At 61.3% G+C, this 19,172-nt stretch carries 18 protein-coding genes; 11 read left to right on the top strand and 7 right to left on the bottom strand.

The window, feature by feature from the left end; genetic code table 11:
• Window positions 1-23: 23 nt before the first annotated feature.
• Both trmA and KUA23_RS26160 read right to left on the bottom strand, forming a co-directional pair.
• On the bottom strand, window positions 24-1,103 hold the full coding sequence (gene trmA, locus KUA23_RS26165; RefSeq protein ID WP_078050278.1) for a tRNA (uridine(54)-C5)-methyltransferase TrmA: 1,080 nt from the start codon (window positions 1,101-1,103) through the stop codon (window positions 24-26).
• Window positions 1,100-2,395 carry an NCS2 family permease gene (locus KUA23_RS26160; protein WP_078050277.1) on the bottom strand — a complete coding sequence of 432 codons (1,296 nt, stop codon included), beginning with the start codon at window positions 2,393-2,395 and terminating at the stop codon, window positions 1,100-1,102. The genes trmA and KUA23_RS26160 overlap by 4 nt, the downstream gene beginning before the upstream one ends.
• A gap of 173 nt (window positions 2,396-2,568) precedes the next feature.
• Between KUA23_RS26160 and KUA23_RS26155 the strand changes: the two genes are divergently transcribed.
• The 4 genes from KUA23_RS26155 to KUA23_RS26140 all read left to right on the top strand — a co-directional run bounded on the left by KUA23_RS26155 (window position 2,569) and on the right by KUA23_RS26140 (window position 6,784).
• Complete coding sequence (locus KUA23_RS26155; protein WP_252993084.1) at window positions 2,569-3,015, top strand: DUF4879 domain-containing protein; 447 nt, start codon at window positions 2,569-2,571, stop codon at window positions 3,013-3,015.
• A 96-nt stretch (window positions 3,016-3,111) separates the two neighbouring features.
• Window positions 3,112-3,618, top strand: a complete 507-nt coding sequence (locus KUA23_RS26150) for a (2Fe-2S)-binding protein (protein WP_100492114.1) — start codon at window positions 3,112-3,114, stop codon at window positions 3,616-3,618.
• Complete coding sequence (locus KUA23_RS26145; RefSeq protein ID WP_078050274.1) at window positions 3,615-4,604, top strand: FAD binding domain-containing protein; 990 nt, start codon at window positions 3,615-3,617, stop codon at window positions 4,602-4,604. The genes KUA23_RS26150 and KUA23_RS26145 overlap by 4 nt, the downstream gene beginning before the upstream one ends.
• Window positions 4,601-6,784, top strand: a complete 2,184-nt coding sequence (locus KUA23_RS26140) for a xanthine dehydrogenase family protein molybdopterin-binding subunit (protein ID WP_099491010.1) — start codon at window positions 4,601-4,603, stop codon at window positions 6,782-6,784. The genes KUA23_RS26145 and KUA23_RS26140 overlap by 4 nt, the downstream gene beginning before the upstream one ends.
• 148 nt (window positions 6,785-6,932) lie before the next feature.
• On the opposite strand, the gene KUA23_RS26135 is transcribed toward KUA23_RS26140, so the two are convergent.
• Window positions 6,933-8,159 (bottom strand): MFS transporter, encoded by a 1,227-nt coding sequence (locus KUA23_RS26135; RefSeq protein ID WP_214498330.1) that lies wholly within the window; start codon window positions 8,157-8,159, stop codon window positions 6,933-6,935.
• Window positions 8,160-8,477: 318 nt separating this feature from the next.
• On the opposite strand from KUA23_RS26135, the gene KUA23_RS26130 reads away from it, so the two are divergent.
• The 3 genes from KUA23_RS26130 to KUA23_RS26120 are packed head-to-tail and all read left to right on the top strand — an operon-like array spanning window position 8,478 to window position 11,106.
• Window positions 8,478-9,917 (top strand): cytochrome ubiquinol oxidase subunit I, encoded by a 1,440-nt coding sequence (locus tag KUA23_RS26130; RefSeq protein WP_252993083.1) that lies wholly within the window; start codon window positions 8,478-8,480, stop codon window positions 9,915-9,917.
• Between the two features lies 1 nt (window position 9,918).
• The gene (cydB, locus tag KUA23_RS26125) at window positions 9,919-10,926 is read left to right on the top strand and encodes a cytochrome d ubiquinol oxidase subunit II (RefSeq protein ID WP_078050270.1); all 1,008 of its coding nucleotides are present in this window, start codon (window positions 9,919-9,921) and stop codon (window positions 10,924-10,926) included.
• A gap of 12 nt (window positions 10,927-10,938) precedes the next feature.
• Window positions 10,939-11,106, top strand: a complete 168-nt coding sequence (locus KUA23_RS26120) for a DUF2474 domain-containing protein (RefSeq protein ID WP_078050269.1) — start codon at window positions 10,939-10,941, stop codon at window positions 11,104-11,106.
• Between the two features lie 65 nt (window positions 11,107-11,171).
• Here the strand turns inward: KUA23_RS26120 and KUA23_RS26115 are convergent, their stop codons facing one another.
• Window positions 11,172-12,296 carry a methyltransferase gene (locus tag KUA23_RS26115; RefSeq protein ID WP_078050268.1) on the bottom strand — a complete coding sequence of 375 codons (1,125 nt, stop codon included), beginning with the start codon at window positions 12,294-12,296 and terminating at the stop codon, window positions 11,172-11,174.
• Between the two features lie 157 nt (window positions 12,297-12,453).
• Window positions 12,454-13,164, bottom strand: a complete 711-nt coding sequence (locus tag KUA23_RS26110; protein ID WP_100492117.1) for a helix-turn-helix transcriptional regulator — start codon at window positions 13,162-13,164, stop codon at window positions 12,454-12,456.
• Window positions 13,165-13,543: 379 nt separating this feature from the next.
• Between KUA23_RS26110 and KUA23_RS26105 the strand changes: the two genes are divergently transcribed.
• Entirely contained in the window at window positions 13,544-14,320 is a 777-nt protein-coding gene (locus KUA23_RS26105; RefSeq protein ID WP_099491007.1) for a ferredoxin--NADP reductase, read from the top strand.
• A gap of 45 nt (window positions 14,321-14,365) precedes the next feature.
• Here the strand turns inward: KUA23_RS26105 and mscL are convergent, their stop codons facing one another.
• Window positions 14,366-14,785, bottom strand: a complete 420-nt coding sequence (gene mscL / locus KUA23_RS26100) for a large-conductance mechanosensitive channel protein MscL (protein ID WP_078050265.1) — start codon at window positions 14,783-14,785, stop codon at window positions 14,366-14,368.
• A 287-nt stretch (window positions 14,786-15,072) separates the two neighbouring features.
• Between mscL and katB the strand changes: the two genes are divergently transcribed.
• The 3 genes from katB to radA all read left to right on the top strand — a co-directional run bounded on the left by katB (window position 15,073) and on the right by radA (window position 18,663).
• The gene (gene katB / locus KUA23_RS26095) at window positions 15,073-16,614 is read left to right on the top strand and encodes a catalase KatB (RefSeq protein WP_078050264.1); all 1,542 of its coding nucleotides are present in this window, start codon (window positions 15,073-15,075) and stop codon (window positions 16,612-16,614) included.
• 106 nt (window positions 16,615-16,720) lie between these two features.
• The gene (locus KUA23_RS26090; protein ID WP_099491006.1) at window positions 16,721-17,260 is read left to right on the top strand and encodes an ankyrin repeat domain-containing protein; all 540 of its coding nucleotides are present in this window, start codon (window positions 16,721-16,723) and stop codon (window positions 17,258-17,260) included.
• A gap of 35 nt (window positions 17,261-17,295) precedes the next feature.
• On the top strand, window positions 17,296-18,663 hold the full coding sequence (gene radA / locus KUA23_RS26085; protein ID WP_252993082.1) for a DNA repair protein RadA: 1,368 nt from the start codon (window positions 17,296-17,298) through the stop codon (window positions 18,661-18,663).
• A gap of 135 nt (window positions 18,664-18,798) precedes the next feature.
• Here the strand turns inward: radA and KUA23_RS26080 are convergent, their stop codons facing one another.
• Window positions 18,799-19,167 (bottom strand): PilZ domain-containing protein, encoded by a 369-nt coding sequence (locus KUA23_RS26080; protein WP_099491005.1) that lies wholly within the window; start codon window positions 19,165-19,167, stop codon window positions 18,799-18,801.
• Between the last annotated feature and the right edge of the window lie 5 nt (window positions 19,168-19,172).

The raw sequence follows: 19,172 nt of genomic DNA, 5'->3' as shown, positions 1-19,172 counted from the left end.
CCGGCTCCTGCAGTTTTTGCGGGTTAGCGACGGGTCAACAGCACCCCGGATTCCATGTGGTGGGTCCACGGGAACTGGTCAAACAGCGCACACTGGGTAATCTTGTGCGTATCGTGCAGTTGCGCAATATTCGCCGCCAAGGTCTCCGGGTTGCAGGAGATGTACAGGATGTTGTCGAAGCGGCGGGTCAGTTCGCAGGTGTCCGGGTCCATGCCGGCGCGCGGCGGGTCGACGAAGACGCTGCCGAATTCGTAACTCTTCAAATCGATACCGTGCAGGCGACGAAACGGACGCACTTCGTTCAGCGCTTCGGTGAGTTCTTCGGCAGAGAGACGCACCAGCGTGACGTTATCCACCGCGTTTTCATCAAGGTTGCTCAGGGCAGCATTCACTGAGGTCTTGCTGATTTCGGTAGCCAGTACTTTGCGTACACGCGTAGCCAGGGGCAGGGTGAAGTTGCCGTTGCCGCAATACAACTCCAGTAGATCATCCGGGCGATCACCCAGGGCTTCATAAGCCCAGTTGAGCATCTTCTGGTTCACCGTGCCGTTGGGCTGGGTGAAGGCGCCTTCGGGTTGGCGGTAGCTGAAGGTGCGGCCGCCCACGTCGAGTTTTTCCACCACGTAGTCATGGCCGATCACATCGCGCTTGCCCTTTGAGCGGCCGATGATGCTGACATTCAAGTCGGCTGCCAGCTGGTTTGCAGCGGTATGCCAGTGCTCATCCAGCGGGCGGTGATAGCACAGGGTGATCATCGCGTCGCCGGCCAGGGTGGTGAGGAACTCCACCTGGAACAGCTTATGGCTCAGGGCGGCGCTGGCTTGCCAGGCGGCCTTGAGCTGCGGCATCAACTGGTTGATGCGCTGGCTGGCGATGGGGAACTCTTCGATCAGGATCGGCGTGCGCTTGTCGTCCTGGGAGAACATCGCGTAGTGGCGCTCACCGCCTTCGCGCCACAGGCGGAACTCCGCGCGCAGGCGGAAATTCTGCAGCGGCGAGTCGAAGACCTGTGGCTCTGGCGCGTCGAACGGTGCCAGCAGGTCACGCAAGCGCGTGACCTTGTCTTGCAGTTGAGCGGTGTAGCGTGCGGCGTCAAAAGTCATGCGTTGAACCAGCCCAGCTTGATCACAAACAGAATCGACAGAATCACCAGCGCCGGGTTCAGCTCACGGTAGCGGCCCGAAAGCAGCTTGATGGCGGTCCAGGCGATGAAACCGAAGGCGATGCCGTTGGCAATGGAGTAAGTGAACGGCATCGCCAGGGCGGTGATCACCACCGGCGCTGCAACAGTGATGTCATCCCAGTCGATCTCGGCCAGGCCCTGGGTCATCAGCACCGCCACGAACAGCAATGCTGGCGCGGTGGCGAAGGCGGGAACGCTGCCGGCCAGCGGCGCGAAGAACAAGGCCAACAGGAACAGGACCGCGACCACGATGGCGGTCAAACCGGTACGGCCACCGGCACTCACACCGGCGGCGGACTCGATGTAGCTGGTGGTGGTCGACGTCCCCAGCAGGGAACCGGCCATGGCGGCGGTGCTGTCGGCAATCAGCGCACGGCCCATTTTCGGCATGTGGCCGTCCTTGCCCATCAGGCCGGCGCGCTTGGCTACGCCAATCAGGGTGCCGGAGTTGTCGAACAGGTCCACGAACAGGAACGCGAAGATCACACTGACCAGGCCAATGTCCAACGCGCCTTTAATGTCCAGTTGCAGGAACGTAGGGGCCAGGGACGGTGGCATCGACACGACGCCGCCGAACTCGGTGACGCCCAGCAGGATGGACACGAGGGTGACGGCCAGAATGCCGATCAGCACCGCACCGCGCACGGCGAGCGCTTCCAGCGCCACGATGAGCATAAAACCGAGGGTGGCGAGGATCGCCGCGGGCTTTTTAAGGTCACCCATGCCCACCAGCGTGTTCGGGTTGCCGACCACGATACCGGCGTTGTGCAGGGCAATCAGCGCCAGGAACAGGCCGATACCGGCGGCAATCGCCGAACGCAGCGGCAGCGGGATGCTGTTGATGATCCACTCACGGATGCGGAAGATCGACAGGATGAAAAACAGCACCGCCGAAATGAACACCGCGCCCAGTGCAACCTGCCAGGTGTGGCCCATGTGCAGGACCACGGTGTAGGTAAAGAAGGCGTTGAGGCCCATGCCTGGCGCAAGTGCGATCGGGTAGTTGGCGATCAAGCCCATCACGGTCGAGCCGATGGCCGCTGCCAGGCACGTCGCGACAAAGATGGCGCCCTTATCCATGCCGGTTTCGCCGAGGATGCTCGGGTTCACGAACAGAATGTAGGCCATGGCCAGGAATGTCGTGATGCCCGCGAGGATCTCGGTGCGCACGTTGGTGTTGTGTGCCTTGAGTTGAAACAGCTTTTCCAGCATGCCTGCTCCCTGTGACGCTCTGTGGCGTCGTGATTTGTTGACCTCTAAGTCAAAGCACAAACTGCGCCAAGCGCCTGTGGTTTCAGAGAGGATCGGAAAAAGCGGCGCATCATACCAGCAGCCGAGGCCTTGAGGCATACTGCGCCGACGTTTAAACGAAGGTCACCTGCAACATGAAAAACGCCAGCCCGTGGAGTCTAGCCCTGATCCCCTGTATCAGCCTGTTGCTCGGCGCACCACCGGCGTGGGGCGCGACTGCACCGCCCTTGAGCGAAGTGCGCGTGTTCAAGGTTGAGTCGGCCGGTTGCACGGAAACCATCCCCGAGCGCGCACAGGACACCGCGATGTGTACGCACCGCGGCCCCACCAAGGTGTCGGTGATGGAAGTGGGCCTGGGGAATAACCCGGTCGGCCTCTTCAATGGCGCGGTGTTGAATGGCCAGCGCACGGCGGTGTGCCAGGTCGGCAACGTTAGCGAAGCCTGCAGTGGCGCCGGCACCTTGATGGGCTACATCTATGTGTTTGACCTGAATGTCGAGGCCCAGGGCTGGTTCCAATACAGCAACTCGTCCATCAACCCGCCGCGCAACACCTTGTCGACGCAGCTCAATATCCGCTGATCAATCACCTTGAACGCTCAATACCCTGGGAAGTCGTACCCCTGAGACGGCGACTTTCCTGAACGCCGCGGATGTCCACCAACCCGTGAGGTGTTTATGAGCGCGACCCCCAATGGCGCGGCGGCCCAACCGTTCGCCAGCCACTCGATACGCCTGAGCCTCAACGGCCAGGACCGCCAACTGGATGTGTTGCCCTGGACCACGCTGCTCGACCTGTTGCGCGAGCAACTCGACCTGGTCGGCAGCAAAAAAGGCTGCGACCACGGCCAATGCGGCGCCTGCACGGTGTTGCGCGACGGCAAACGAATCAATGCCTGCCTGACCCTGGCGGTGATGTGCGACGGCGCCGAGCTGACCACCATCGAAGGCCTGGCCAACGGCGACCAACTGCACCCGATGCAGCAGGCGTTCATCAAGCACGACGCCTTCCAGTGCGGTTACTGCACCCCCGGCCAGATCTGTTCCGCCGTGGGCCTGGCCAATGAAGGTCGTGCCCACGACAGCGCGCAAATCCAGGAGCTGATGAGCGGCAACCTGTGCCGCTGCGGCGCCTACAGCAATATCCGCGACGCCATCGTGGAAGTCGTGGGAGGTGAGCAATGAACCCCTTCCATTACAGCAAGCCCGTCGATGTACAGGAGGCCGTGCACCTGAGCAGTGGCGCCTCGCGCTTTATTGCCGGTGGCACCAACCTGCTGGACCTGATGAAAGAGAACATCAGCCGCCCCGAGCACCTCATCGACATCACCGGCCTGCCGTTGCATGACATTCAGGAGACGACCGACGGGGGCCTGTTGATCGGCGCCCTGGTGAGTAACGCCGACCTGGCCTGGCACCCGCTGATCGAACAGCGTTACCCACTGCTGTCCCAGGCCATCCTCGCCGGCGCCTCGCCGCAACTGCGCAATATGGCCAGTACTGGCGGCAACCTGTTGCAGCGCACCCGCTGCTACTACTTTTATGACGCCACCGTGCCGTGCAACAAGCGCGAGCCCGGCAGTGGCTGCCCGGCGCGCACCGGCTTGAACCGGATCCACGCGATCCTCGGCGCCAGTGAGCAGTGCGTCGCCACCCACCCATCCGATATGTGCGTCGCCCTGGCGGCGCTGGAGGCGCGGGTGCATGTCGAAGGCCGTGGTGGTGCGCGGATCATCGAGTTTGCCGATTTTCATCGCCTGCCCGGTGATGCGCCGCAACGCGACAACCTGCTGGCCGACGATGAGCTGATCACCGCTGTCGAGCTGCCCGCCGACAACCTGGCGCACCATAGCAACTACCTGAAAATCCGCGATCGCGCGTCTTATGCCTTCGCCCTGGTGTCGGTGGCGGCAGCGCTGGAACTGGACGGCGACACCATCGTCGACGCCCGCCTGGCCCTTGGCGGCGTGGCCCACAAACCTTGGCGCGACCGCGCAGTGGAAGCCGGGCTGATCGGCCAGGTAGTCAGCCGCGAAACCTTCGGCCACGCCGCCGATGCCCTGTTGCAAGACGCCGAGCCGCTGGAACACAACGGGTTCAAGATCAAGCTGGCACGCCGGGGGATCATTCGTGCCCTGAGTGACGCCGCTGTCGCAGGAGAACGCTCATGACCGCTATCGGCAAACCTTTGGACCGGGTCGACGGTCTGCTCAAGGTCACCGGCCAGGCGCGATATGCCGGTGAGTTTCCCGAGGATGGCCTGCTGCATGGCAGCGTGGTGTCCAGCACCGTCGCCAAGGGCCGTGTGCTACGCATCGACGCCTCCAAGGCGCTGGCCCTGCCGGGTGTGGTGGAGGTTATCCACCACCTCAACCGGCCAAAAATCGCCAGTTATGACGATGCTTTCCAGGACGACGACGCCGCCGACGGCTCGCCGTTTCGCCCGCTCTACAACGACCACGTGCTGTACAGCGGCCAGCCCCTGGCGTTGGTGATCGCCGATAACCTCGAGCTGGCGCGGCATGCCGGCTCCCTGGTAGACATCGAGTACGAAACCGAAGCCTTCGAAACCGACCTGTTGGCCCAACAGGAGCAGGCGCATGCCTCGCCGCAGACCCCGCCCGCGCCGCGCGGCAACTTCCAGGCCGAATGGACCGGCGCTGCGGTCAGCCTGGACTTGCACTACAGCACGCCCATCGAACACCACAACCCGATGGAGCCTCACGCCAGCACCGTGCTGTATCAGCCGGACGGTACCCTGCACATCCATGACAAGACCCAGGGCCCACAGAATTGCCAGGCCTATGTGCAAAAGGTCTTCGGCCTGGATAAAAGCCAGGTGCGTATTTTTGCCGCGTTCGTCGGTGGCGCCTTTGGTTCTGGCTTGCGCCCGCAGTACCAGTTGCCGCTGGCGGTGATGGCCGCCCTGGCGCTCAAACGCTCGGTGCGCGTCACCCTGACCCGCCAACAAATGTTTACCTTCGGCTACCGCCCGCGCACATTGCAGCGTTTGCAAATGGGCGCCGCCGCGAATGGACGCCTTACGGCATTGGGGCACACCGCCATCGGCCAGACCTCGCGATTCGAGGATTTCAGCGAGCATGTGGTGGAGTGGAGCGGCATGCTCTATCACTGCGATAACGTGCAGCTTACTTATAAGTTGGTGCCACTGGATGTGTTCACGCCCCTGGACATGCGCGCCCCCGGTGCTGCCCTCGGTGTGATCGGCCTGGAGTGCGCGATGGACGAACTGGCCTGCGCCCTGGGCATCGATCCGGTGCAACTGCGGCTGATCAACTACGCCGAGCGCAACCAGAACGAAGACAAACCCTGGTCGAGCAAGGCCCTGCGCGAGTGTTACCGCGAAGGTGCCGAGCGTTTCGGCTGGAGCCAGCGCAACCCCGAGCCGCGCAGCATGCGTGACGGGCGCCAGTTGATCGGCTGGGGCATGGCCGGCGGGGTGTGGGAAGCCATGCAGATGAAGGCCAGCGCCAAGGCGCGGATCGACGCGCAGGGCAAGCTGACGGTCAGCAGTGCCACCACCGATATCGGCACCGGCACTTACACGGTGATGACCCAGATCGCGGCGCAAGCCAGTGGTGTGGCCGTCGAGGACGTGGTGTTTCTGCTTGGCGATTCGTCATTACCCACCGCGCCGTTGCAGGGCGGGTCGTTTACCGTGTCCTCGGTCGGCACGGCCGTGCAGCAAGCCTGCGAAGCGTTGACCGGCAAACTGCTGGCCATTGCCCGACAGACGTACCCGGTCTTCAAGGAGGCCGAATCCGTGCGCTTCGAAGACGGCCACCTGCATACCGGGGACGTGAGTGTGTCGCTGGCGCAGTTGGTCAAGGACAGCGGCGAGGATGGGTTGGAGGTGCAGGTCGACAGCGAGCCCGATAAGAAACGCGAGGGCTACAGCACTGCCACCCATTCGGCGGTGTTTGTCGAGGTGCAGGTGGATGAAGACCTTGGCACCATCAAGGTGCGCCGCGTGGTCAGTGCGATTGCCGCCGGGCGTGTGGTCAACCCGAAAATGGCCCGCAGCCAGATCCTTGGCGGCGTGGTGTGGGGGATCGGCATGGCCCTGCACGAAGAAACCCAGATCGACCATCAGCTGGGGCGCTACATGAACCACAGCCTGGCCGAGTACCACATCCCGGTTAACGCGGATATTGGCGAGATCGACGTGGTATTTGTCGAGGAGCATGACGAGATCGTCAATGCCCTGGGGTCCAAGGGCGTGGGTGAGATCGGCATAGTCGGGGTGGCAGCGGCGGTGGCGAATGCGATTTATCACGCCACGGGCAAGCGGGTGCGGGAGTTCCCGATCACCTTGGATAAGGTCCTCTGACCCGGACCTATGACCCACTGAAAATCAACTGTGGGAGCCGGGCTTGCCCGCGATGGCGGTGTATCAGTCAACGCATCACTGGCTGATACACCGCCATCGCGGGCAAGCCCGGCTCCCACAGGTATTGAGGCACACCTTAGACGTTGGGCTACTCCACCGGCACATGCATGCGGTCGCGATTCGCCAGGGTCGGGAACAGCTTGATCCACACCCCCGTCACCACCAATGTACCGATCCCGCCCATCACCACGGCGGGTACGGTCCCGAACCAGTGGGCGGTAATGCCCGATTCGAACTCACCCAGTTGGTTGGACGCCCCGATAAACAGGCCGTTGACCGCACTGACGCGCCCGCGCATTTCGTCCGGCGTTTCCAACTGCACGAACGATGCGCGAATGACCATGCTGATCATGTCCGCTGCCCCCAGCACCACCAGCACCGCCAGGGAAAACCAGAACGAGGTGGACAGGCCGAAGGCAATGGTTGCCACACCGAACACGCCGACGGCGGTGAACATCACGCGGCCGACATGGCGGTCCACCGAGAACCGCGCCAGCCACAGCGACATCAACAACGCACCCACGGCCGGCGCCGAACGCAGCAGGCCCAGGCCCCACGCGCCGGTCAGCAGGATGTCCTTGGCGAACACCGGCAACAACGCGGTGGCGCCCCCCAGCAACACGGCGAACAGGTCGAGGGAGATGGCGCCAAGGATGTCCGGGCGGCTGCGGATAAAACGGATGCCGGCCAACAGTGAATCCAGGGTGGCCTTGCCTTTGTTGAGCGGCGTCTGGCGGGCGGGCAGGTTGAGGGTCAGCACGCAGGCGATGAGGTATAGCACCACGGTGGGGCCATACACCCACACGCTGCCAAAGGCGTAGAGCAAACCGCCGAGCGCCGGCGCGACGATGGTTGCCAGTTGCTGGGCCGACTGCGACGAAGCCACGGCCCGTGGGAACAGTGCGCTGGGCACGATGCTCGGCAGTAGCGCCTGGGTGGTGGGCATTTCAAACGAGCGCGCGGCGCCCAGCAGGAACGCGAGGATAAAGATCATCTCGCGGGTCACGTTGCCGGTCAGGCCGCCTATGGCCAGGGACAGGGCAATCAGCGCCTGCACGGTCTGGCAGATGGCCGCGACCTTGCGCCGTTCATAGCGGTCGGCCACGTGCCCGGTGTGCAGCATGAAGAGCACCCGTGGCACGAACTCCACCAGCCCGACCAACCCCAGGTCCAGCACATTGCCGGTCAGTTGGTAGAGGTTCCAGCCGATGGCCACGGTGAGCATCTGGAAACCACTGGCGGTAAAGATGCGCGCCAGCCAGAACGCGATGAAAGGGCGGTGATGACGCAACAGCAACGCGGGTTCACTAGGCATCGGGAATTCAGGTCAGGGCCGGAGGGAGCGCCGAGATTATCATTAAGTTGTAACAGATAGTTGCAAGAACTGAGCTGAGGCAGTCTGTCACGCGGCAAAAGACCACACAGTTCATTCCTGAAAATGGGACTACTCTTTCAGCAATGCTTGATCCAGATCAATGCCCGCCCGGGCGTTGCCCTGGCGGCCCCAGGGCCAGATTCCCTACGCGGTGGGTTAAAAAAAGAAACGAATTGAAATTCGCCAGACTCCATATCCGTGGGGGCAGTGGGTGCAGGCTCCCGCCAGCAGCCGGTATTACCTGACAGAGGAAGACTTATGTTCGGTTTGGAGGCGCTAGATCTCGCCCGAATTCAATTTGCGTTCACCATCTCTTTCCACATCCTGTTCCCGGCGATCACCATCGGCCTGGCCAGTTACCTCGCGGTGCTGGAAGGCTTGTGGCTCAAGACCCGCAACGACACCTACCGTGACCTCTACCATTTCTGGTCGAAGATCTTTGCCGTCAACTTCGGCATGGGCGTGGTCTCCGGTTTGGTCATGGCGTACCAGTTCGGCACCAACTGGAGCCGCTTCTCGGATTTCGCCGGTGCCGTCACCGGGCCGCTTCTTACGTACGAAGTGCTCACGGCCTTCTTCCTCGAGGCCGGTTTCCTTGGCGTGATGCTGTTCGGCTGGAACAAGGTCGGGCGTAACCTGCACTTCTTCTCCACCGTGATGGTGGCTGTGGGTACGCTGATTTCCACGTTCTGGATCCTCTCGTCCAACAGCTGGATGCAGACGCCCCAGGGCTTCGAAATCATTGATGGCCGCGTGATTCCCACCGATTGGTTCGCCGTGGTCTTCAACCCGTCGTTCCCGTATCGCCTGGCTCACATGGCCACGGCGGCCTTTGTCGCCACGGCGTTCTTCGTCGGCTCCTCGGCGGCCTGGCACCTGCTGCGCGGCAAGGACAACCCGGCGATCCGCAAAATGCTCTCGATGGCCATGTGGATGGCCCTGATCGTTGCGCCTATCCAGGCGGTGATCGGCGACTTCCATGGCCTCAACACCTTGAAACACCAGCCGGCAAAGATCGCCGCGATCGAAGGCCACTGGGAAAACATCGGCAACGAACCGACGCCGCTGATCCTGTTTGGCTGGCCCGACATGAAGGCCGAGAAAACCAAGTACGCGGTTGAAATTCCGTACCTGGGCAGCCTGATCCTCACCCACTCCCTGGATAAGCAGGTACCGGCGCTCAAGGAGTTCCCGCCCGAGGACCGTCCCAACTCGACCATCGTGTTCTGGTCGTTCCGGGTCATGGTCGGCCTGGGCTTCCTGATGATCTTCACCGGCCTGTTCAGCCTCTGGCTGCGCCGGGGCGACAAGATGTATACATCCAAGCCGTTCCTGTACCTGGCGCTGTGGATGGGGCCGTCCGGCCTGATCGCGATTCTCGCTGGCTGGTTCACCACCGAGATCGGTCGCCAGCCGTGGGTGGTCTACGGGCTGATGCGCACGGCGGACGCTTCCTCCGGGCATAGCCTGGCGCAGATGACGATCACCTTGGTGTTGTTCGTGGTGGTGTACTTCGCGCTGTTCGGTGCGGGCCTGGGCTACATGATGCGCCTGGTGCGCAAAGGGCCTCAGACCCACGAAGGCAGCGAACCTACCCACGGTGGCCCTGGCCAGAAACGCACGCCGGCTCGTCCGTTGTCTGCAGCCGATGACGGCAGCGACGACGATCACGCGCACATCCAGCACAAGGGGAATTGAGATGGGTATTGATCTTCCGCTGATCTGGGCCGTGATCATCATCTTCGGCATCATGATGTACGTGGTCATGGACGGCTTCGACCTGGGTATCGGCATCCTGTTTCCGTTTATCCCCGGTAAGACCGACCGTGATGTGATGATGAACACCGTGGCCCCGGTGTGGGACGGTAACGAAACCTGGCTGGTGCTGGGGGGCGCGGCGTTGTTCGGCGCGTTCCCATTGGCCTATTCGGTGGTGTTGTCGGCGCTGTACCTGCCGCTGATCCTGATGTTGATCGGCTTGATCTTCCGTGGCGTGGCCTTCGAGTTCCGCTTCAAGGCCAAGGATCACAAGCGTCATCTGTGGGACAAAGCCTTCATCGGCGGCTCGCTGGCGGCGACGTTCTTCCAGGGCGTGGCGCTGGGGGCGTTTATCGACGGCATCCCGGTGGTGGATCGCCAGTTTGCCGGCGGCTCGCTGGACTGGCTCACGCCGTTCACGATGTTCTGCGGCGTGGCGCTGATCATCGCCTACGCGTTGCTCGGCTGCACCTGGCTGATCATGAAGACCGAAGGACCGCTGCAGGAGAAGATGCATAACCTCGCACGGCCGTTGGCCTTCGTGGTGCTGGCGGTGATTGGCATCGTGAGTATCTGGACGCCGTTGACGCACCCGGAAATCGCCTCGCGCTGGTTCACCCTGCCCAACCTGTTCTGGTTCCTGCCGGTGCCGATCCTGGTGCTGGTGACCATGTATGGGCTGATCCGCGCGGTGGCGCGTAACGCGCACTACACGCCGTTCCTGCTGACGCTGGTGCTGATCTTCCTGGGCTACAGCGGCCTGGGCATCAGCCTGTGGCCTAACATCATCCCGCCATCCGTATCGATCTGGGACGCTGCCGCGCCACCGCAAAGCCAGGGCTTCATGCTCGTGGGCACCTTATTCATCATCCCGTTCATCCTGGGCTACACCTTCTGGAGCTACTACGTGTTCCGCGGCAAGGTAACCCACGAAGACGGTTATCACTAGGAGGGTCGTCCGATGTCCGGTAAACCTTCGTTGCACGAGATTGAACAGGCCGAGAAGCAGCCATTGTGGCGACGCTTGGGGTGGCTGGCGATGATCTGGACCGGCAGCGTGCTGGCCCTGTTCATTGTGGCCAGCCTGATGCGCATGTTCATGAATGCGGCCGGCCTGACCACCCACTGACATCCCGATCCGGGCGTTGCAGCCCGGTTTTCAACCCTGCTTCTCGCCAGAGAAGCAGGGTTTTTTTATTTGCGCGCTTTGAGGATCACGAATTTAGGCGTGGTGGCGACTTGCTCGACACCCCGGAACAAGCGCGCCAGCTTGGTGTGATAACCCAGGTGACGGTTGCCAACTATATAGAGGGCGCCACCGACCACCAGGGCTTCCCGCGCCTGTTGGAACATGCGCCAGGCAAGGAAGTCGCCCACCACCTGCTGCTGGTGAAAAGGCGGATTGCATAGCACAACGTCCAGCGATTGCGGCTCTTGCCCGGCTAAACCGTCGGCGGCGCGCACGGCGACATCGCGTTCACCGAGTGCGGCGTGCCAGTTTTCGGCTGCCGACTGCACGGCCATGTAGGACTCATCTACCAAGGTGTAGTGTGCTTCGGGGTTTTGCAGGGCGCTGGCAATCGCCAGCACACCGTTGCCGCAACCCAGGTCCGCCACGCGGGCGCTGCCCAGGTTTTTCGGCAGGTGTGGCAGGAAGGCGCGGGTGCCGATGTCCAGGCTTTCGCGGCAGAACACGTTGGCGTGGTTCAGCAGCTCAATGGCCGGGGTGTCCAAGGTGTAGCGGGTGGGGTAGGGCGAGACGGCGGCGGGGCGTTCTTCAACAGTGGCGATCAGCAATCGCGCCTTCTTCACCGCGAGCGACGCCTGCATCGGCCCAATGTAACGCTCCAGCAACTCGCCGGCCGCCCGTGGCAAGTGCTTGATCATTGCCCCGGCGATCACTTCTGCGCCTGGCGCCAATTGGCCCTGCAAGCGGATCAACTGTTCCTCCAGCAAGGCCAGGGTTTTCGGCACACGGATCAGCACACGATCAAAAGGGCCGACCGGAACCTGGCTGGCGGGAATGAAGGCCACCGCATCAAAGGCCTTGCCGTTGCGCACCAGGTTTTTCTCCAGACCTTGGGCGGCCAGGAATGAATCGCCGCTGGACGTGACTTGCACCTGGCCTTGAAGGCTGGCGGCCAGGGCACCGAAGCTGTCATTAAGCACCAGCACGCGCGTCGCCACCGTCGGCTGCTGTTCGGCCAGATGACTGAGCAGGTACTCGTCGGCGGCATCGAAGGCTTGCAGCGGATCGTTATGTTGCTCTGGCTGGCGGATCAGATCGAGCTGGGCGAAGGGGCTTTCGAGCAGGGGCATGGCGGGGGAGGCTCTGGGTAAACGATGGGTGTTCGGCAGTCTTCGGCCAAACCGTCTGAGTGAACAACGGGCGGCCCCGGGGGCTGCTCAACACTCAGAATTGGGCGTAAATGTTACGTTTTTTTCAGCGGGAATACATGCGGTGTTTCTTTGCCAGTCAAATAATCCCGCTGCGCGCGGCGCAGAGCACGGCGGCAATCTTGTTATTGACCCCCAGCTTTTTGAAACAACTGCAGATATGAAAGCCAACTGTTCGTTCGGACAAGCACAGGATGGTGGCGATGTCTGCTGCGGTCTTGCCCTTGCCGGACCACATGAGGATCTCCCTTTCTCGTGAGGTCAATTTGCTGGCCGGGCTGACGTCCGGGGTCTCGGCATACTTCTGCGCCACCACGGCATGCATTGCATGGCACAACCACAATACCTGGCCGGCATTTTCGTACAGCTCCTCCGGGCTGACGTCGTTGTTGCCCCGTGCCAGAGTCAACATGCTGAACACACCCTGGAAATCATGTACGGCCTGGGTCCACCCCACGCTCACGCCCAAGGTCTGGGCCAACGACCAGAGGCCGGGTGCGTCTTTGAAGGTTTTTTCCTCCCAGACAATGGGCAATACACACTCTTTGCAGCGTTTCACAATGGGGTCTACGTCGAAGAAGCGTGCCTGTTTATACAAAGTTGTCCATTCGTTCGGGTAGTTGCTGATTTCAAATGGATTGGTTTGGTTGTTCGGCTGTTGGGACGTCATCTTGAAAGAGCAGTATTGAAAGCCCAGCTCATACGCCCGGTTGATGACCATCTCAAACACACTGGTGATCTCGTTCTCGCCTTCCAGCTTACGGAGTCGGGTATTTCGCCAATTGATCATTGGTCACTCTCCATGAATTTCCGTGGCCTGGGGTACGTCCTGAACCCCCAAAACCGCACGAAAGTGAGTGTAGGACACGGACTACACTGCGAGAGGAAATTTTTGTTCTTGCGCGGGCGGGTTTAAGAATTTTTCTGCCAGGGGTCAGTTGGTGCTGCTAGCTGCTAGTTGGAAAGTCCCGGCTTTTTAGGGGCTTGAAGATGCTGTAGCGGGCAACTAACAACCTGTTTATAAACCTGCCGGGAATGCTAATAGCGAATTAATTAGTTGTGCAATTATATTGCCATTATCGTGTGCGTTGATGATGCCACTACCCTGCGTGGGTGTTTCCGCGCGCGACTTTGAGGGACACTAGGGCACCTGTAGAACGGAGCCCCCCATGACGGCCAGTGCTGAGAAATTTACCCGCCAGACCTTGCTCGACGTGCAATCGCTGACCCCCAGCCTGTTTACCTTGCGCACCACTCGTGACCCGGGCTTTCGGTTTACCGCGGGCCAGTTCGTGCGCCTGGGGGTGACCAAGGCGGATGGGAGCACCGTATGGCGTGCGTACTCCTTGGTGTCATCACCGTTTGACGAGCACCTGGACTTCTTCTCCATCGTCGTCCCGGACGGTGAGTTCACCAGTGAGCTGAGCCGCCTGCGGGTGGGCGATACCTTGATGGTGGAGCGCCAGGCCACCGGGTTCCTGACGTTGAGCCGGTTCGTGGATGGCCGTGACTTGTGGATGCTGGGCACCGGCACCGGGGTAGCGCCGTTTCTGTCGATCCTGCAGGACTTCGAGGTCTGGGAGAAATTCGAACGCATCATCCTGGTGTACAGCGCACGCGAGGCCAAGGAGTTGGCTTACCAAACCCTGATCAAGGAACTGGGCGAACGCGAGTACTTGGCTGAATATGCGCACAAGCTCACCTACATCCCGACCGTCACCCGTGAACAGCATCCGGGCGCACTGAACGGGCGCATTACCACCCTCATAGAGAGTGGCGAGCTGGAGCGCGCAGCCGGCGTCGAGTTGACCCCGGAACATTCGCGCGTGCTGATTTGCGGCAACCCGCAGATGGTCGATGACACGCGCCAGTTACTCAAACAGCGCGACATGAACCTGAGCTTGAGCCGCCGCCCCGGCCAGGTGGCGGTGGAAAACTACTGGTAATAAAAAAGGCGCCTCAAGCAGGCGCCTTTTTTTTCAAACCGGTCTTTACTGAAGCGGCTTGTCGTTCTGTGCCTTGAGCAGATCGCGGATCTCACCCAGCAACACTTCTTCCTTGCTCGGCGTCGGTGGCAGGCTCGGCGCCACGGCCTCTTCACGCTTCAGGCGGTTGATTGCCTTCACACCCATGAAGATCGCAAACGCGATGATGACAAAGTCGATGATGCTTTGGATGAACTTGCCGTACGCCAGGACAACCGCAGGCAGATCGCCTTGCGCTGCCTTGAGCGTTATCGCCAGGTCGCCGAAATCCACCCCCCCGATCAGCAGACCGAGCGGCGGCATCACCACGTCGCCTACAAACGAGGAAACAATTTTGCCGAAGGCTGCGCCGATGATAATACCGACGGCCATGTCGACCACATTACCTTTGACCGCGAAGGCCTTGAACTCACTGATCACGCCCATAGGTTATTCCTTGTTACAGATGAGAAGGGTGGAACCCAGTGTAATTCAGTCATAGCGGGCTTGCCCGACACAACTGTTAACACTGTTAGTTTTTATCGACACATTAAATCGCAAATAGTTTGCAAAGTGCCACTAATCGCGCGCGAAATACCCGCTATATCAGTGGGTTACCACATTATTTTATTAATCGGGTTGGTACGGCTTTTCTATTTATCTTCTGACGCTCGGGTCACTAGCCTCTGGCAAGCACAACTGAATGTGCACCAAAAAAACCAGAGGAAACCTCGATGAAGAATCCAATGAGCCGCAGGCCTGTTTCAGCGCGATCTGCGTTGGTGCTGGTGACTGCCAGCCTGCTTTCCCTGTCTGTGCAAGCCGCCAACCTGACCCGCGATAATGGCGCTGCCGTGGGTGACAACCAGAACTCGCAGACCGCCGGCGCTACTGGCCCGGTGCTGCTGCAAGACGTACAGCTTATTCAAAAACTGCAGCGTTTCGACCGCGAGCGCATCCCTGAGCGGGTGGTGCACGCGCGTGGCACCGGCGCCCACGGCACCTTCACCGTCACTGACAACCTCAGCGACCTGACCAAGGCCAAGGTGTTCGCCGCCGGCGAAGCCACGCCGGTATTCGTGCGCTTCTCCGCCGTGGTCCACGGCAACCATTCCCCGGAAACCCTGCGTGACCCACGCGGCTTCGCCACCAAGTTCTACACCGCAGAAGGTAACTGGGACCTGGTAGGCAACAACTTCCCGACGTTCTTTATCCGCGATGCCATCAAGTTCCCGGACATGGTCCACGCCTTCAAGCCGGACCCACGCACCAACCTGGACGATGACTCCCGTCGCTTCGACTTCTTCTCCCATGTGCCCGAAGCCACTCGTACGCTGACCGAGCTGTACTCCGACTCCGGCACCCCGGCCAGCTACCGGGAAATGGACGGCAACGGCGTCCATGCCTACAAGTTGATCAACGCCAAGGGCGAAGTGCACTACGTCAAGTTCCACTGGAAGAGCCTGCAAGGCATCAAGAACCTTGATCCCAAGCAAGTCACCGAAGTGCAGGGCCGCGATTACAGCCATATGACCAACGACCTGGTCACGCATATCAACAAGGGCGACTTCCCCAAGTGGGACCTGTACGTGCAGGTGCTCAAGCCTGAAGACCTGGCCAAGTTCGATTTCGACCCGCTGGACGCCACCAAGATCTGGCCGAATGTGCCCGAGCGCAAAGTCGGGCAAATGGTGCTGAACCGCAACCCGGCCAACGTCTTCCAGGAAACCGAGCAAGTGGCCATGGCCCCGGCCAACCTGGTGCCGGGTATCGAACCGTCGGAAGACCGTCTGCTGCAAGGCCGGGTATTCTCCTACGCCGACACCCAGATGTACCGCCTGGGCGCCAACGCCCTGCAACTGCCGATCAACGCCCCACGGGTGACCGTCAATAACGGCAACCAGGACGGCGCGATGAACTTCGGGAAGACCACGACCGGCGTGAACTACCAGCCAAGCCGCCTGTTGCCACGGGAAGAGCCGCAAACCGCGCGCTACAGCCAGTCGGCACTGTCGGGCAGCACCCAGCAGGCGAAGATCCAGCGTGAGCAGAACTTCAAGCAGGCCGGTGACCTGTACCGTTCTTACAGCAAGAAAGAGCGCCAGGACCTGATCGACAACTTCGGCGGCTCGCTGGCGACTACCGATGACGAGAGCAAGCACATCATCTTGTCGTTCCTCTACAAGGCCGATCCCGAGTACGGCACTGGCGTGGCCAAGGTTGCCAAGGGTGACCTGGCGCGTGTGAAGGCGCTGGCGGCAAAACTCACCGACTAACCAGGCAGCCGCCCTATAGGAGCCGGCTTGCCGGCGATGGCGTCCTCGAATACGCCATCACCGGCCAGCCGGCTCCTACAAAGGGGGGTAATACGGAGGATTGGCTATGCGAATTTTCATAGGCGCTGTGTTGGCATGCCTGGCGTTCGGCGCGTGGGCCGAACCGGCCGACCCGGCGAAGCTCAAGACACAACTGCAGGACTATTACTTCGACGCCGCCCGCCGTGGCGACCTCGACATGCTCAACACCTTCATCGATTCCGGCTACAGCCTTAACACCCAAGACGATAAGGGCTACACCGCGTTGATCCTCGCCGCCTACCACGGCCAGGGCCCGTTCGTGGAGCGCCTGCTCAACGCCGGTGCCGACGCCTGCGTGCAGGACAAACGCGGCAACACGGCACTGATGGGCGCGATCTTCAAAGGCGAACTGAAAATCGCCCAACGCCTGCTGGCCACCGACTGCAACCCCGACCAGCGCAACGGCGCCGGGCAGACGGCAGCCATGTACGCCGGGCTGTTCAAGCGGATCGAGTTGCTGGACGAACTGAAAGCCAGAGGCGCCGATCTCAACGCCGAAGACCCGGTCGGCAACAGTGCTTCACGATTGGCCAGCGGTGAAATCCGGACCCCGGCGTCGCGCTGAGCTATCATCGCGGTTTTTCGGTTGGAGGTTCTCAAATGGCAAAGGCCAAGCGCATGTACGGCTGCACGGAGTGCGGCGCGACCTTTCCCAAGTGGGCCGGCCAGTGCACCGAGTGCGGCGCGTGGAACACCCTGACTGAAACCATGATCGAGAGTGGCGGCGCCGCAGCCCCCACCGGTCGTGCCGGCTGGACCGGGCAACAGGCACAGATCAAGACCCTGGCCGAAGTCAGCGTCGAAGAGATCCCGCGTTTCTCCACCGCGTCCGGCGAGTTGGACCGCGTGCTGGGCGGCGGCCTGGTGGACGGCTCAGTGGTGCTGATCGGTGGCGATCCGGGCATCGGTAAGTCGACCATCCTGCTGCAAACCTTGTGCAGCATCGCCAGTCGCATGCCGGCGCTGTATGTCACCGGCGAAGAATCCCAGCAGCAAGTCGCCATGCGCGCCCGTCGCTTGGGGTTGCCCCAGGACAAGTTGCGGGTCATGACCGAAACCTGCATCGAAAGCATCATTGCCACGGCCCGTATCGAAAAGCCCAAGGTGATGGTAATCGACTCGATTCAGACGATCTTCACTGAGCAATTGCAGTCGGCGCCGGGTGGCGTGTCCCAGGTGCGCGAGAGTGCGGCGCTGCTGGTGCGGTACGCCAAGCAGAGCGGCACGGCGATTTTCCTGGTCGGCCATGTGACCAAGGAGGGCGCTTTGGCCGGGCCACGGGTGCTGGAGCATATGGTCGACACCGTGCTGTATTTCGAAGGTGAGTCCGATGGCCGCCTACGTTTGCTGCGGGCGGTGAAGAACCGTTTTGGCGCGGTGAACGAGTTGGGTGTGTTTGCCATGACTGACCGTGGGCTGAAAGAAGTCTCCAACCCGTCGGCGATCTTTCTGACCCGCGCCCAGGAAGAAGTCCCAGGCAGTGTGGTGATGGCCACGTGGGAAGGCACCCGACCAATGCTGGTTGAAGTCCAGGCGTTGGTGGATGACAGCCATTTGGCCAACCCGCGCCGTGTGACCCTGGGCCTGGATCAGAACCGCCTGGCGATGCTGCTGGCCGTGTTGCACCGCCACGGCGGTATTCCCACCCACGACCAGGACGTGTTCCTCAACGTAGTCGGCGGGGTCAAGGTGCTGGAGACCGCGTCCGACCTGGCATTGATGGCGGCGGTGATGTCCAGCCTGCGCAACCGGCCATTGCCCCATGACTTGCTGGTGTTCGGCGAGGTCGGCTTGTCGGGCGAGGTGCGCCCGGTGCCGAGTGGGCAGGAACGTTTGAAGGAGGCGGCCAAACATGGCTTCAAGCGGGCGATCGTGCCTAAGGGCAATGCGCCCAAGGAATCACCGCCGGGCATTCAGATCATTGGGGTGACGCGCCTGGAACAAGCGCTGGATGCACTCTTCGAATAATCGAAGAACTCACTGGCACAGTGTTCCATGTGGGAGCTGGCGTGCCTGCGATTGCGGTGGATCAGCTTGCACAGCATTAGCTGACACTCTGCTATCGCAGGCAAGCCAGCTCCCACATTTTTTAGGTGTTGGTCGTTAGGCCTCTAACAATGCCGCCAACTCCCGGTGCAGTTCCTCCTCATCACCCAGGTTCAGCTCGATCAGCCGCCGCAAATGGCTGATCGACTCCACATCAATGTGCTCGCACTCAAAGCCCAACTGGCCATGATCGTCGTGGGCGAGTTTTACCTGCATCTTTATGTGCGCCTGCGGATCGAGGCGAATATCCACGTCGAAGGGCTCCGCGCGATCACCCCGCCAGTCGTCGGGCCGTTTCACCAGTAAGCCTTTCAGCGATAAATCCACCAGTTGCACCGGCCAATTCCAGCCGTCCTGTGCAATGGTCGTGCGCGCATCAAAGGCAATACGCCGAAAACGTCGGCGATCTGAGGGTTGCTCGCTCATGGTCA

It is taken from the genome of Pseudomonas pergaminensis (assembly GCF_024112395.2).
In the GTDB taxonomy this organism is placed as follows: domain Bacteria; phylum Pseudomonadota; class Gammaproteobacteria; order Pseudomonadales; family Pseudomonadaceae; genus Aquipseudomonas; species Aquipseudomonas pergaminensis.
The sequence above is the reverse complement of the archived record's forward strand: the minus strand, read 5'-3'. Positions and strand labels throughout refer to the sequence as shown.